At 67.4% G+C, this 12,700-nt stretch carries 14 protein-coding genes; 8 read left to right on the top strand and 6 right to left on the bottom strand.

The window, feature by feature from the left end:
• Position 1: 1 nt before the first annotated feature.
• The 6 genes from AC11WY_RS02715 (at position 2) to AC11WY_RS02690 (ending at position 5,482) form a co-directional block, all read left to right on the top strand.
• The gene (locus AC11WY_RS02715; RefSeq protein WP_482922284.1) at positions 2-874 is read left to right on the top strand and encodes a phosphoribulokinase; all 873 of its coding nucleotides are present in this window, start codon (positions 2-4) and stop codon (positions 872-874) included.
• 30 nt (positions 875-904) lie between these two features.
• Entirely contained in the window at positions 905-1,987 is a 1,083-nt protein-coding gene (gene fba / locus AC11WY_RS02710) for a class II fructose-bisphosphate aldolase (protein ID WP_482922282.1), read from the top strand.
• 12 nt (positions 1,988-1,999) lie between these two features.
• Positions 2,000-3,385 (top strand): ribulose-bisphosphate carboxylase, encoded by a 1,386-nt coding sequence (locus AC11WY_RS02705; RefSeq protein WP_482922280.1) that lies wholly within the window; start codon positions 2,000-2,002, stop codon positions 3,383-3,385.
• Positions 3,386-3,450: 65 nt separating this feature from the next.
• Positions 3,451-4,155, top strand: coding sequence for a ribulose-phosphate 3-epimerase (gene rpe, locus AC11WY_RS02700; protein ID WP_482922278.1), 705 nt, complete (start codon positions 3,451-3,453; stop codon positions 4,153-4,155).
• Positions 4,152-4,799 (top strand): phosphoglycolate phosphatase, encoded by a 648-nt coding sequence (gph, locus tag AC11WY_RS02695; RefSeq protein WP_482922276.1) that lies wholly within the window; start codon positions 4,152-4,154, stop codon positions 4,797-4,799. The genes rpe and gph overlap by 4 nt, the downstream gene beginning before the upstream one ends.
• The gene (locus AC11WY_RS02690) at positions 4,796-5,482 is read left to right on the top strand and encodes an HAD-IA family hydrolase (RefSeq protein ID WP_482922274.1); all 687 of its coding nucleotides are present in this window, start codon (positions 4,796-4,798) and stop codon (positions 5,480-5,482) included. Before gph ends, AC11WY_RS02690 begins: the two co-directional genes overlap by 4 nt.
• Here AC11WY_RS02690 and AC11WY_RS02685 read toward each other — a convergent pair.
• Positions 5,479-6,660 carry an NAD(P)/FAD-dependent oxidoreductase gene (locus AC11WY_RS02685; RefSeq protein ID WP_482922272.1) on the bottom strand — a complete coding sequence of 394 codons (1,182 nt, stop codon included), beginning with the start codon at positions 6,658-6,660 and terminating at the stop codon, positions 5,479-5,481. The two genes, AC11WY_RS02690 and AC11WY_RS02685, sit on opposite strands and share 4 nt — an antisense overlap.
• Positions 6,661-6,821: 161 nt before the next feature.
• Between AC11WY_RS02685 and AC11WY_RS02680 the strand changes: the two genes are divergently transcribed.
• On the top strand, positions 6,822-7,568 hold the full coding sequence (locus tag AC11WY_RS02680; protein WP_482922270.1) for a LuxR family transcriptional regulator: 747 nt from the start codon (positions 6,822-6,824) through the stop codon (positions 7,566-7,568).
• Between the two features lie 394 nt (positions 7,569-7,962).
• On the opposite strand, the gene tsf is transcribed toward AC11WY_RS02680, so the two are convergent.
• The 4 genes from tsf to AC11WY_RS02660 form a co-directional block, all read right to left on the bottom strand.
• Positions 7,963-8,871 (bottom strand): translation elongation factor Ts, encoded by a 909-nt coding sequence (tsf, locus tag AC11WY_RS02675; RefSeq protein WP_482922268.1) that lies wholly within the window; start codon positions 8,869-8,871, stop codon positions 7,963-7,965.
• A gap of 123 nt (positions 8,872-8,994) precedes the next feature.
• Positions 8,995-9,753, bottom strand: a complete 759-nt coding sequence (gene rpsB / locus AC11WY_RS02670; RefSeq protein WP_482922266.1) for a 30S ribosomal protein S2 — start codon at positions 9,751-9,753, stop codon at positions 8,995-8,997.
• A 159-nt stretch (positions 9,754-9,912) separates the two neighbouring features.
• Positions 9,913-10,584, bottom strand: coding sequence for a DUF2461 domain-containing protein (locus AC11WY_RS02665; RefSeq protein ID WP_482922264.1), 672 nt, complete (start codon positions 10,582-10,584; stop codon positions 9,913-9,915).
• A gap of 57 nt (positions 10,585-10,641) precedes the next feature.
• A complete protein-coding gene (locus AC11WY_RS02660; RefSeq protein ID WP_482922262.1) occupies positions 10,642-11,250 on the bottom strand; it encodes a GNAT family N-acetyltransferase in 609 nt (202 codons plus the stop codon).
• Between the two features lie 142 nt (positions 11,251-11,392).
• Between AC11WY_RS02660 and AC11WY_RS02655 the strand changes: the two genes are divergently transcribed.
• Positions 11,393-12,283 (top strand): PfkB family carbohydrate kinase, encoded by an 891-nt coding sequence (locus tag AC11WY_RS02655; protein ID WP_482922260.1) that lies wholly within the window; start codon positions 11,393-11,395, stop codon positions 12,281-12,283.
• On the opposite strand, the gene AC11WY_RS02650 is transcribed toward AC11WY_RS02655, so the two are convergent.
• A complete protein-coding gene (locus AC11WY_RS02650) occupies positions 12,280-12,699 on the bottom strand; it encodes a hypothetical protein (protein ID WP_482922258.1) in 420 nt (139 codons plus the stop codon). The genes AC11WY_RS02655 and AC11WY_RS02650 overlap by 4 nt on opposite strands.
• Position 12,700: the final 1 nt, after the last annotated feature.

Below are 12,700 nucleotides of genomic sequence, written 5' to 3'. Positions count from 1 at the left end.
CATGAGCAAGAAACACCCCATCATCTCGGTCACCGGGTCATCCGGCGCCGGCACCACCACCGTCAAGAACACCTTCGACCAGATCTTCCGCCGCGAGGGTTTCAAGGCGGTGTCGATCGAGGGCGACGCCTTCCACCGCTACGACCGCGCGGCGATGAAGGCCGAACTGACCAAGCGACAGGAGGCGGGCAACCAGACGTTCTCGCATTTCTCCTTTGAAGCCAACGAGCTGGGCGAGCTGGAGCGGGTGTTCCGCGACTACAGCGAAACCGGCAAGGGCCGCACCCGGCACTATGTCCATGACGCCCGCGAGGCCGAGCTTTACGGCGTGGAGCCGGGCAAGTTCACCGACTGGGCACCGTTCGAGGACGGCTCGGACCTGTTGTTCTACGAGGGCCTGCACGGCTGCGTGGTGAACGATACCGTCAACCTGCCGAAATACGCCGACCTGAAGATCGGCGTGGTGCCGGTGGTCAACCTGGAATGGATCCAGAAGATCCACCGCGACCGGGCGCAGCGCGGCTACACCACGGAAGCCGTGACCGACACCATCCTGCGCCGGATGCACGCCTATGTGCACTGCATCACGCCGCAGTTCACCGAAACCGACATCAACTTCCAGCGCGTGCCGGTGGTCGATACCTCGAACCCGTTCATCGCGCGCTGGATCCCGACCGCCGACGAAAGCCTGGTGGTGATCCGTTTCCGCAGCCCGCGCGGCATCGACTTTCCCTACCTCACCTCGATGATCGCAGGCTCGTGGATGAGCCGCGCGAACTCGATCGTGATCCCGGGCAACAAGATGGACCTGGCGATGCAACTGATCCTGACCCCGCTGATCGAGCGTCTGGTGCGCGAGTCAAAGCGCGCCTGAGCCCCCTTCCCCATCTGAGGAGTTACCCACATGGCATTGATTACGCTACGACAATTGCTTGACCATGCGGCCGAGCACAGCTATGGCGTGCCCGCCTTCAACATCAACAACATGGAACAGGGCCTGGCGATCATGGAGGCGGCGAAGGCCGTTGATGCGCCGGTCATCATCCAGGCGAGCCGCGGCGCACGCAGCTATGCCAACGACATCATGCTGTCGAAGATGATCGAGGCGCTGGCGGCGATCTATCCCGATATCCCGCTCTGCATGCATCAGGACCACGGCAACAACGAAGCCACCTGCCTGACCGCGATCCGCCACGGCTTTACCAGCGTGATGATGGACGGCTCGCTGGAAGGCGATGCCAAGACGCCGGCGAGCTATGACTACAACGTCGAGATCACCGAACGGGTGTCGCGCTTCGCGCATTGGGTCGGCGCCTCGGTCGAGGGTGAACTGGGCGTGCTGGGCAGCCTTGAAACCGGCGAGGGCGAGGCCGAGGACGGCCACGGCGCCGAGGGCAAGCTGGATCATTCGATGCTGCTGACCGATCCCGATCAGGCGGTTGATTTCGTCAGCCGCACCAAGGTCGACGCGCTGGCGATCGCCTGCGGCACCAGCCACGGCGCCTACAAGTTCAGCCGCAAGCCGACCGGCGACATTCTGGCGATGCGCGTGATCGAGGCGATCCACCGCAAGCTGCCCAACACCCACCTGGTGATGCACGGCTCGTCGTCGGTGCCGCAGGAGTTGCAGGACATCATCAACGAATTCGGCGGCGAGATGCCGCAGACCTTCGGCGTGCCGGTGGAAGAGATCGTGCGCGGCATCAAGATGGGCGTGCGCAAGGTCAACATCGACACCGACTGCCGGATGGCGATGACCGGACAGTTCCGCAAGATCGCGGTCTCGAACCCCAGGGAGTTCGACCCGCGCAAGTTCCTCAAACCCGCGATGGACGCCATGCGCGACCTTTGCCGGGACCGGCTCGAAGCCTTCGGGACGGCGGGGAACGCCAGCAAGATCAAGGTGATCGCGATCGACGACATGGCGAAACGCTATGCCAAAGGCAGCCTCGACCCCGCCATCACCATCAGCCAAGCCGCCGAATAAGGGAGACTGAAAATGGATCAATCAGGCCGTTACGCCAATCTGAACCTGAAAGAGAAAGACCTGATCGCGGCCGGGCGCCATGTGCTCTGCGCCTACATCATGAAGCCCAAGGCCGGGTATGGTTACCTTGAGACCGCGGCCCACTTTGCCGCCGAAAGCTCCACCGGGACCAACGTCGACGTGTCGACGACCGATGATTTCACCCGCGGCGTCGATGCGCTGGTGTATGAGATCGACCCCGCCAGGGAGCTGATGAAGATCGCCTACCCGGTTGATCTCTTTGACAGAAACATCATCGACGGGCGCGCGATGATCGCTTCGTTCCTGACCCTGACGATCGGCAACAACCAGGGCATGGGTGATGTCGAATACGCCAAGATGCACGACTTCTATGTGCCGCCGAACTTCCTGCGCCTGTTCGACGGCCCCTCGACCACGATCCGCGACCTGTGGCGCGTGCTGCGCCGCCCGGTGGTGGATGGCGGCTTCATCGTCGGCACGATCATCAAGCCAAAGCTCGGCCTGCGCCCGCAGCCCTTCGCCAACGCCTGTTACGATTTCTGGCTGGGCGGCGACTTCATCAAGAACGACGAGCCGCAGGGCAACCAGGTGTTCTCGCCGCTGAAGGAAACCATCCGCCTTGTCGCCGATGCGATGAAGCGCGCCCAGGACAAGACCGGCCAGGCCAAGCTTTTCTCGGCCAACATCACCGCCGATGACCATCACGAGATGGTGGCACGCGGCGAGTACATCCTGGAAACCTTCGGCGAGGACGCCGACCATGTGGCCTTCCTCGTCGATGGCTATGTCGCAGGCCCGGCCGCGATCACCACCGCGCGGCGCCGCTTTCCCAAGCAGTACCTGCACTACCACCGCGCCGGCCATGGCGCCGTGACCTCGCCGCAGGCCAAGCGCGGCTATACCGCCTTCGTGCTGTCCAAGATGGCGCGCCTGCAGGGGGCCAGCGGCATCCACACCGGCACCATGAGCTATGGCAAGATGGAGGGCGAGGCCGACGACAGGCTGATGGCCTACATGATCATGGACGACAGCGCCGACGGGCCCTACTTCCATCAGGAATGGGAAGGCATGAACCCGACGACGCCGATCATCTCGGGCGGCATGAACGCGCTCAGGATGCCGGGTTTCTTCCAGAACCTTGGCCACTCCAACCTGATCATGACGGCGGGCGGCGGCGCCTTCGGCCATATCGACGGCGCGGCGGCGGGCGCAACCTCCTTGCGGCAGGCCGAACAATGCTGGAAACAGGGCGCCAACCCGGTGGAGTTCGCCAAGGACAACAAGGAATTCGCCCGCGCCTTCGAAAGCTTCCCCGGCGATGCCGACAAGCTGTTCCCCGGCTGGCGCGAGGCGCTGCGGATCAACTCTGCCGCCTGAACCGACTGTAGAACCTCGGGCGGGGTGACCCCCGCCCGGCCCCAGCCATGCAAACGAGGCTTGCCATGACATTCGACCGTTCCATCAAGATCGCGCCGTCGATCCTGTCCGCCGATTTCGCCAACTTCGGCGCCGAAATTCAGGCGATCGAGGCGCAGGGCTGCGACTGGGTCCATGTCGATGTGATGGATGGCCACTTCGTGCCCAACCTCACCTTCGGCCCGCCGCTGTGCAAGGCGATCCGGCCGCACATCAAGACGGTGATGGACGTGCACCTGATGATCTCGCCGGTCGATCTGTTCATCGACGCCTTCGCCGAGGCGGGCGCCGACATCATCTCGGTTCACCCCGAGGCGGGCGCGCATACCCACCGCACCTTGCAGGCGATCCGGGCGGCGGGCGCGCGGCCGGGGCTGGCGATCAACCCCGGCACCGGGCTGGGCGATATCGAATACCTGCTCGATCTGGTCGATCTGGTCTGCATCATGACGGTCAACCCCGGCTTCGGCGGGCAGAAGTTCATCCACAGCCAGATCGCCAAGGTCCGCGCCCTGCGCGCGATGATCGGCGACCGCCCGATCCATATTCAGATCGACGGCGGCGTGACGCCCGAAACCGCGCCGCTGGTGGCGGCGGCCGGGGCCGACGTGCTGGTCGCGGGATCGGCCGTGTTCAAGGGCGGTTCGGTCGCCAACCCGGCACCTTACGGCGCGAATATCCGCGCGATCCGGGATGCCGCCAGCGCGGCACAGCGCCAAACCGCGGCATGAGGGCGGTCGTCTTCGATCTCGACGGCACGCTGATCGACAGCGCGCCCGACATCCACGCCGCGGTGAATCGCATGCTGGCCGAGGTGGGCGCCGCGCCGCTCGATCTGGCGCGCGTGACCTCGTTCATCGGCAACGGTGTGCCGGTCCTGATCGAGCGGGTGCAGGCCGCGCGCGCCCTGCCGCAGCCGCACGGCGATCTGATGGCGCGCTTTCTGGGCCACTACAACGCCGACCCGGCGACGCTGACCCGGCTTTACCCCAACGTGCGCGAAACGTTGCAGGCGCTGGCGGCGGCGGGCTGGGCGATCGGTCTGTGCACCAACAAGCCGGTGGGGCCGTCGCACGAGATCCTTGCGGCCTTCGGGATCGACGGGTTGTTCCGCGCCGTAGTGGGCGGCGACAGTCTGGCCGAAAAGAAGCCCGACCCCGCGCCGCTGCTGCACGCCGCCGCCGCACTTGGTCGCGCGCGCACCGCCTATGTCGGCGACAGCGAGGTCGATGCCGAAACCGCCCATCGCGCCGCCCTGCCCTTCGCGCTGTTTACCCACGGTTATCGCAAGACGCCGGTCGCCGATCTGCACCATGACGCGCTGTTCGACGATTTCGCCGCCCTTCCGGCCATTCTGGAGGCGTTGCTGCCATGACCCCGGCCGCGCTGATCTTCGACGTCGACGGCACGCTGGCCGAGACCGAGGAGGCGCACCGCGCGGCCTTCAACGCGGCCTTTGCCGCGCGCGGCATGGGCTGGCACTGGACGCCGGACGACTACCGCGGCCTGCTGGCCACCACCGGCGGCAAGGAACGCATCGCGGCCCATGCGGCACGTCTCGGCGCGGTGCTGACACCGGGCGAGATCGCCGCGCTGCATGCCGACAAGACCGCGCACTACACCACCCTGATCGCGGCGGGCGCCCTGCCCCTGCGCCCCGGCGTGGCGGCGCTGGTCGCCGCCGCGCGGGCCGCCGGGCTGCGGCTGGCGGTGGCCACCACCACCAGTCGCCCCAACATCGAGGCGCTGACGCTGGCCGCCTGGGGCCTGCCTGCGGCCGAGGTTTTCGACGTGATCGCGGCGGGCGACGAGGTGGCGCGCAAGAAGCCCGCCCCCGATGTCTACCTGCTGGCGCTGGAGCGGCTTGGCCTGCCCGCGTCGGATGCGCTGGCGTTCGAGGACAGCCGCAACGGCTTGCTGGCGGCGCGCGCCGCCGGGCTGCGCGTGCTGGTGACGCCGAGCCTTTACACCGACCACGAAGACCATGCCGGTGCCGACTGGGTGGCGCCCAGCCTCGCCCGCGAGCATCTGCCGACCCTGCTCGCCCGGCTGCTTTAGACGATCGCCGCCTCCAGGAACGGCCGCCCCGCCAGCACCCGCTCGGCGCCCAGATCGGACAGATCGAGGCTCTGGTAGCCGCCACTCAGCACCAGTTCGGCAATGCCGCGCCCCATCGCGGGCGACTGCTGCAACCCGTGGCCGGAAAAGCCGTTCATCAGATAGAGGTTGTCGGTCCCCGGCCAGCGCCCGACGATCGCGTTCTGGTCGAGCGTGTTGTAATCATACTGCCCGACCCAGAGCCGCACCACCTTCACCGCGTCAAAGCCGGGCGCGCGGGCATAGACCAGTGGCCAGATCACGTCCTCGAACTGGTTCGCGTCGGGCTCGAAATCCTCGGGGTCCACCGCCGGGTCGATGCTGGGCACCGTCGCGATGATCCAGTGGCCATGTTCGGGGCGCATGTAATAGCCGGTGTGGTCGATCAGCAGCGGCGCATCCGGGTGCCGCGCGTTCGGGGCGTCGATCACGAAAACCGTGCGTTTCCGGGGTTCTACGGGAATGTCTTCACCTGCCATCCGCATCACTTCGGCGCCCCGCGTGCCGGCTGCGTTGATCACCGCACCCGCCGCGACGGACCCGCCCGAGGCCAGCGCCACCCCCGTGATGCGCGCGCCAACACGGTGCAGGCCGGTGACGTGATCGGTGCGGAACACCGCGCCCTGCGCCCGTGCGGCGGCGCGAAAGCCGTTCAGCAGGCCCATGTTGTCGAACCAGCCCTCGTCGCGCGGCCCGAATGATCCCGCCGTGACGTCGTCGAAGGTCATCCACGGGAACTTCGCCGCCAGTGCCGCCGGGGCGAGCACTTCCGTCGCGGCGCCCAGGCCGCGCTGCATCGCGGCCAGATCCGCCATCAGCGTGGCACCCGCATCGGTGGCGGCGAGGAACAGATAGCCATTCTCGCGCAGGCCCAGCGAACCGATCCCGACATCATGGCCCAGCGAGGCCTGAAAGTCGCGGATGAAGCCGACGCCAAAGCGCGACACCGCCACGTTGACCGGGTTGGAAAACTGCTGGCGCACCGAGGCCACCGACAGCGCGGTGGCGGCGCGGGCATAGGTCGGGTCTTTCTCGACCACCAGAGCGCGCAAGCCCGGGGCCATCCGGGTCAGCCAATAGGCCGCCGACGCCCCCATCGCCGCCCCGCCGACGATGACCACATCCCAGGTTTCCGCCATGCCCGTCTCCTTGCCTGCCGCCTTCTACCATGCGCATCGGCGAAGAAAAGCACACGTAACCCCTCGACAAGAGGGAAAGGTTGTCTACTCTTTGACCAAGTGATCAAGTGAAGGTCCGAGGGCATCATGCCTTGCGGCGTAAGGCGGCGGGATCGGGCGGAATGCTCACGACACTCGAACGCATGATCGAGGCCGATACGATCACCGAGGTCTGGTCGCTCTACCTCGACTGGGTGTCGGGCTTCGGTTTTGACCGGGTGATGTACGGCTTCACGCCCTACTGGCAGTCCGACACCCTCGACAATATCGAAAACCTGCTGTTCCTGTCGAACCATGATCAGGCCTATCTGGATGGCTTCGTCGGCCGCAAGCTTTACCGCGACGCGCCGATGGTCCGCTGGTCCACCGAGAACGTCGGCGCGACCAGCTGGCGCGAGGTGGCCGAGGCCTATGTCGCGCGTCGGCTGACCCCGGCCGAGCGCAAGGTGATCGAGTTCAACCGCTCGATGGGCGTCATCGCAGGCTATTCGATCAGCTTTCGCGATGTGTCGGTGCGGGCCAAGGGGGCGCTTGGTCTGGTCGGGCGGCGCGACATGACGCAAGACAAGGTTGACGCGATCTGGGACGAGCACGGCCGCCAACTGCTGGTCATTTCCAACCTGCTGCACCTGAAACTCACCAGCCTGCCGCGTCTTGTCGGCACCCCGTTGACCCAGCGCCAGCGCGAGGCGCTGGAATGGGTCGCCGATGGCAAGACCACGCAGGACATCGCCCTGCTGATGGGCATCTCGACCGCGATGGTGGAAAAGCACCTGCGCCTGACGCGCGAGGCGTTGGCGGTGGAAACCACTGCTCATGCCGTGGCAAAAGCCTCGCGGCTTAATCAGATCTTCATCGTCGAAGGGTGATCGGCAGCATTCCGCCGGTCAATGATTCAAGGTAAGGAAAACCCGACTTACGTGACGCGACGTAAATTGGCACCCTCTGTCTTGTTCCGAGTGTGGTGGCTCATGCCAAGGAACGCGGACCCGGCCTCCTGTAATTTCAGGCTCTCCGGGTTTGCAGCCGACGGGGTCTGGCGCATAGTCCGCCAGACCCGCTTGGCACGTGTGTTGCGCTTTGTCTATATCCCCAAACGACCGGCGCGAGTACGGGAACGGTGCAGATCAAACGGTCTGTGCCGTTTTCCGTTTGCAATGGCCCCCGAAGTCCCCCCGAAGTCCCTCCGAATCCGACGGCTCGAAACGGAAAGGGCGGGCCCTGCGGCCCGCCCCGCCCTGTCGGTGTGCGTCCCGGTCCGAATCAGCCGGCGAGGGTCTTTGCCACTTCGGCGGCGAAATCTTCGCTTTTCTTCTCGATGCCTTCGCCGACGGCGAGGCGGGCAAAGCCGGTGATCTCCACGCCCGCGTCCTTGGCGGCCTGCGCCACGGTCACGTCGGGATTGATCACGAAGGCCTGGCCCAGCAGCGTGGCTTCCGACAGGAACTTCTTCATCCGGCCCGGGATGATGTTGTTCTGGATCACCGCTTCCGGTTTCGGCTTGACCGAGGCCGCGTTTTCTTCCAGCGCCTTCTGGGTCTGCACGGTCAGTTCACGCTCGACCACGGCGGGGTCGAGATCGCCCTCGCCCAGTGCCAGCGGCGCGGTCGCGGCGATATGCATCGCGAACTGCTTGCCGATCGCCTGCGCCTTGTCGGCCGGGCCCTTCAGGGCGACCAGCACGCCGATCTTGCCCATGCCCTCGGTCGCCGCGTTGTGGACGTAGGACACCACCGTGTCGCCATCCAGCACATGCAGGCGGCGCAGCGTCATGTTCTCGCCGATGCGGGCAATGGCCTCGGCCAGCACCGTCTCGACGGTCTTGCCGTTCAGATGCGTGGCCTTCACCACCTCGACCGAGTCGCCAACCTCCAGCGCAACCCTGGTCACTTCGCGCACGAGTCTCTGGAAGTCCTCGTTCTTCGCGACGAAGTCGGTTTCCGAGTTGATCTCGACCGCGACGCCACGACCGTCCATCACGGCAACGCCGACCAGACCCTCGGCCGCCACGCGGTCGGCCTTCTTGGCGGCTTTCGCCAGCCCCTTGGTGCGCAGCCAGTCGACCGCGGCCTCCATGTCGCCATCGGTTTCGGTCAGGGCGCGTTTCGCGTCCATCATCCCCGCGCCGGTCGAATCGCGCAGTTCCTTCACCATCTGAGCGGTGACTGCCATAGCGGCTCTCCTCGATGTGTCGATTTCAATTCATGGGTTCGGGCGGGGGCTTACCCCCGCCCGGTAACAGATCGGCTACAGCCTCCCGCCCGCTTGCGCGTCGGCGGTGGCCTCTTCGCCCGCTTACGCGTCGGCGGTGGCCTCTTCGCCCGGCGCATCTTCCAGCGCGCCAAGGTCCACCCCGGCGGCGCCAAGCTGGGCCGACATGCCGTCCAGCGCCGCGCGGCTGACCAGATCGCAGTAAAGCGCGATGGCGCGGGCCGCGTCGTCATTGCCGGGGATCACATAGGTGATGCCCTTGGGTGAGCAGTTGGTATCGACCACCGCCACGACCGGGATGCCCAGCTTCTGCGCTTCGAGGATGGCAAGGTCTTCCTTGCCCACGTCGATGATGAACAGAAGGTCCGGCACGCCGCCCATTTCACGGATGCCGCCCAGCGAGGCTTGCAGTTTGCCCTGCTCACGCTCCATGCCCAGGCGTTCCTTCTTGGTCAGGCCCTCGGCGCCGTGGCCCAGCAACTCGTCGAGTTGCTTCAGGCGCTGGATCGACTTCGACACGGTCTGCCAGTTGGTCAGCGTGCCCCCCAGCCAGCGGTGGTTCATGTAGTACTGCGCGCATTTTTCCGCGGCCTCGGCGATCGGCTTCTGGGCCTGACGCTTGGTGCCGACAAAGAGGATGCGGCCGCCGCGGGCGACGGTGTCGCGGATCACCTGCAGCGCGGTGTCTAGCATCGGCACCGTCTGGGTCAGATCGAGGATGTGGATGCCGTTGCGGTCGCCGTAGATGTATTCACCCATCTTCGGGTTCCAGCGTGCGGTCTGGTGGCCGTAGTGAACGCCAGCTTCAAGAAGCTGACGCATGTTGAACTCGGGAAGCGCCATTCGTTTTCCTTTCCGGTTTATCCCTCGGCAAAGCCACTCACCCCGGAAGACGTCCGAAGCAACCGGCGGACCTTCGGGGATGTGTGTCCCGAACGGCCCAAGCTCTGCCTGTGAAGTGTGGCTGCCCTTACAGCCTGCCCGCCCGGTTGGCAAGCCCCGCTAACGCCCGAGCCAGCCCAGCAGCGGCAGATGCCCCGCGATCAGGCGCGAAAGCTGCGCGGTGGCGTCGGCGGTGAACAGCCAGTCCGGCAGGCCCGGCGTCGCGCCGCGCAGGATCACCGACTTGCGGCGCATCAGGTGCGCCCAGGCCGGATCGGCGCTCAGGCCCGCGGGCAGGCGTTTCAGGACGGGTTCGTCCCAGGTGCTGCCGACGGCTTCGGCCTGTGTGACAGCGGCCAGCAGCGCGGCCCGGTCGGCAGGGTCCGCCACCCGCGCCCGGAACCGCGTCAGCCCGGCCGGGGACAGGCCCCATTGCCCGGCGCCGAAGCTCAGGTGGTCGGCGTGCAGCACCAGATGCATGCCGTGGTGGGCCGCCCCGCCCGCGACCGGCAGCAGGATGTGCAGCATCGGCGCGTAAGGCGACTTGTCGTTGGAAAACCGGATGTCGCGGTGGATGCGGCGCAAACTTCCGCCGACCTTCGGCACCGCGTCGAGCCGGGGCACTGCCGCCGCGCAGACCGGCGCCAGCGCCTGCACCAAGTCGAGCCCGGCGGTCTTCCACGCCGCTTCATAGCGCTCGCGGTGCGCCTCGAACCAGTCGCGCCGGTTGTTGGCGGCCAGCTCGGCGAGATAGGCCGGGGTCTCGCGCGGCAATCCGGCCCAGGTCGGCATCTGCGGTATCCTTTGCGGCATCGGTTCCGTGATCCTGCCACGCCGCCGCGGAAACCGCTATTGGCCATTCCCCTGTGTCGGGCGGACCAGCAGCACCCAGTCATCGCCGGTCGGGGTCAGTGCCGGGTCGAGGATCGGGCGGCGGGCGCGTTCGGCGAAGCCTTCACGGGCGTAAAGGGCACGGGCGCGGCGGTTTTCCCCCGCCACGATCAGGCTGAGACCCTGCCGCCCCGCGCGCCCTTGGGCAAAGCGGATCAGGCCCGTGCCAAGGCCCTGACCGCGCCGGTCCGGCTCCACCGCCAGGATGTCGATGTAGAACGTGTCGGGCGCCAGCGCATGCAGTTCGAAGATCGGCGCCAGATGCGCGGGCAGCCCCTCGGGCATCGGCTCCGGCTCGGGCGGCAGCAACTTGCCCATCAGCATTCCGGCGGGCGCACCATCGACCTCGGCAATCCACGAGGTCGCATAGGATGGCCAGCCGGTCGCATCGGCGGCGATCTCGGCGCCGACCGCGAAGGCGTCGCCGTCCGGCGTTGTCATGGCAGCCCAGCCGCGATGCGCCACGCCGCCGGTCGCGGCATCGGCCATGCGCGCGATGAACAGCGCATCCCCCGGCCTTGCCTTGCGGATGGTGGCCTGCATGGGCTTGAACATGGTCGCCTGCATCGCCGTTCCCCTGTGGTGGCGCATCGGGTCGTCGCAGCATACGCCTGCCCGCCCGCCGCAGAAGGCGCTACTTGCGTTGCGGCCCGTAACCGGCGATGAAACTTGCGTGATCCGAGACTGCGTGATCCGAGACGGTGCCCGCATGAACGAAGCCCCCGACATCCTCTGCATCGGTTCCGTCCTGTGGGACATCATCGGCCGCGCGCCCTCGCACATGCGGCTGGGGTCCGACGTGCCGGGCCGCATCACCCGGCTGCCCGGCGGCGTGGCGATGAACATCGCGATGACGCTGGCGCGGTTCGGCCTCAGGCCCGCGATCCTGACCGCCATCGGCCGCGACGCCGAGGGCGAGGAGCTGATCGCCGCCGCGCGGCGTCTGGGGCTGATCACCGACCACGTCTATCGCTCCGATGATCTGCCGACCGACCGCTACATGGCAGTCGAGGGTGCGAACGGCCTGATCGCCGCCATTGCCGACGCCCATTCGCTGGAGGCCGCCGGCGATCGCATCCTGCGGCCGCTGGCCGACGGGCGGCTCGGCAGCGCGGCCGCGCCCTGGGCCGGGCCGGTGGCGCTGGACGGCAACCTGACGACGGGGCTCCTGGCCGAGATCGCGCAAAGCCCGCTGTTCTCGGCGGCCGACCTGCGGGTGGCGCCCGCCTCGCCCGGCAAGGCGGAACGGCTGCGGCCGCTGCTCGCGCATCCCCGCGTCACGCTTTACGTCAACCTCGAAGAGGCCGGGCTGCTGTGCCAGACCCGGTTCGAGGCGGCCGGCCCGGCGGCTGCGGGGTTGCTGGCCCGCGGCGCTGCCCGCGTGCTGGTGACCGATGGCGGGCGCGCCTGTGCCGAGGGATCGGCGCGCGGTGTGCTGACCCGCACCCCGCGCCAGGTCATGGTGACCCGTGTCACCGGCGCGGGCGACACCTTCATGGCGGCGCATATCGTGGCCGAGGCGCGCGGCGCCGCTCCGGAAGCCGCGCTCGATGCCGCGCTGCGGGCGGCGGCGGATTATGTCTCGGGCGAGGTCGGCTAGGGTTTGTCCTTGCCCTTGCCGGTCAGCAGCGCCAGCGCCAGCACGGCCAGCCCCACCGCCACGGCGGTGCCCGCTTTCATCCCCGGCAGCAGGGCGATCAGCGCGGTTTCCATCAGCAGCTTGCGCTCGGCCTTCTGCGCCTGAACGCTGCGCGCATGGGCGCGGCCTTCCAGGTGCAACGCGATCAGCACGATCAGGCAGCCGAGGATCGCCAGCCCCAACGCCACCGCCAACGCGCCCACCAGCCCCAGCCGGATCGCCAGCGCCACGACGCCAAGCGTGACCGCGATCGCCACCGCAATCATGGCCAGCACCCCGAGCACCACCGACAGCCCGGCCCGCCGCCGGGCGTGGCCGCGCCAGACCTCGATCTCGTCCGCCAGCGCCAGCTGCGCGAGCCGCCAGAGGGCCGCCATG

The sequence above is a fragment of the Solirhodobacter sp. genome (genome assembly GCF_964715405.1).
This window is presented reverse-complemented; position numbering and strand designations above follow the sequence as displayed.

What these genes read in the sequence shown, in the direction of transcription:
- AC11WY_RS02715 (WP_482922284.1), top strand. Translation starts at nt 2, where the DNA reads ATGAGCAAGAAACACCCCATCATCTCGGTCACCGGGTCATCCGGCGCC.
- fba (WP_482922282.1), top strand. Translation starts at nt 905, where the DNA reads ATGGCATTGATTACGCTACGACAATTGCTTGACCATGCGGCCGAGCAC.
- AC11WY_RS02705 (WP_482922280.1), top strand. Translation starts at nt 2,000, where the DNA reads ATGGATCAATCAGGCCGTTACGCCAATCTGAACCTGAAAGAGAAAGAC.
- rpe (WP_482922278.1), top strand. Translation starts at nt 3,451, where the DNA reads ATGACATTCGACCGTTCCATCAAGATCGCGCCGTCGATCCTGTCCGCC.
- gph (WP_482922276.1), top strand. Translation starts at nt 4,152, where the DNA reads ATGAGGGCGGTCGTCTTCGATCTCGACGGCACGCTGATCGACAGCGCG.
- AC11WY_RS02690 (WP_482922274.1), top strand. Translation starts at nt 4,796, where the DNA reads ATGACCCCGGCCGCGCTGATCTTCGACGTCGACGGCACGCTGGCCGAG.
- AC11WY_RS02685 (WP_482922272.1), bottom strand. Translation starts at nt 6,660, where the DNA reads ATGGCGGAAACCTGGGATGTGGTCATCGTCGGCGGGGCGGCGATGGGG.
- AC11WY_RS02680 (WP_482922270.1), top strand. Translation starts at nt 6,822, where the DNA reads ATGCTCACGACACTCGAACGCATGATCGAGGCCGATACGATCACCGAG.
- tsf (WP_482922268.1), bottom strand. Translation starts at nt 8,871, where the DNA reads ATGGCAGTCACCGCTCAGATGGTGAAGGAACTGCGCGATTCGACCGGC.
- rpsB (WP_482922266.1), bottom strand. Translation starts at nt 9,753, where the DNA reads ATGGCGCTTCCCGAGTTCAACATGCGTCAGCTTCTTGAAGCTGGCGTT.
- AC11WY_RS02665 (WP_482922264.1), bottom strand. Translation starts at nt 10,584, where the DNA reads ATGCCGACCTGGGCCGGATTGCCGCGCGAGACCCCGGCCTATCTCGCC.
- AC11WY_RS02660 (WP_482922262.1), bottom strand. Translation starts at nt 11,250, where the DNA reads ATGCAGGCGACCATGTTCAAGCCCATGCAGGCCACCATCCGCAAGGCA.
- AC11WY_RS02655 (WP_482922260.1), top strand. Translation starts at nt 11,393, where the DNA reads ATGAACGAAGCCCCCGACATCCTCTGCATCGGTTCCGTCCTGTGGGAC.
- AC11WY_RS02650 (WP_482922258.1), bottom strand. Translation starts at nt 12,699, where the DNA reads ATGGCGGCCCTCTGGCGGCTCGCGCAGCTGGCGCTGGCGGACGAGATC.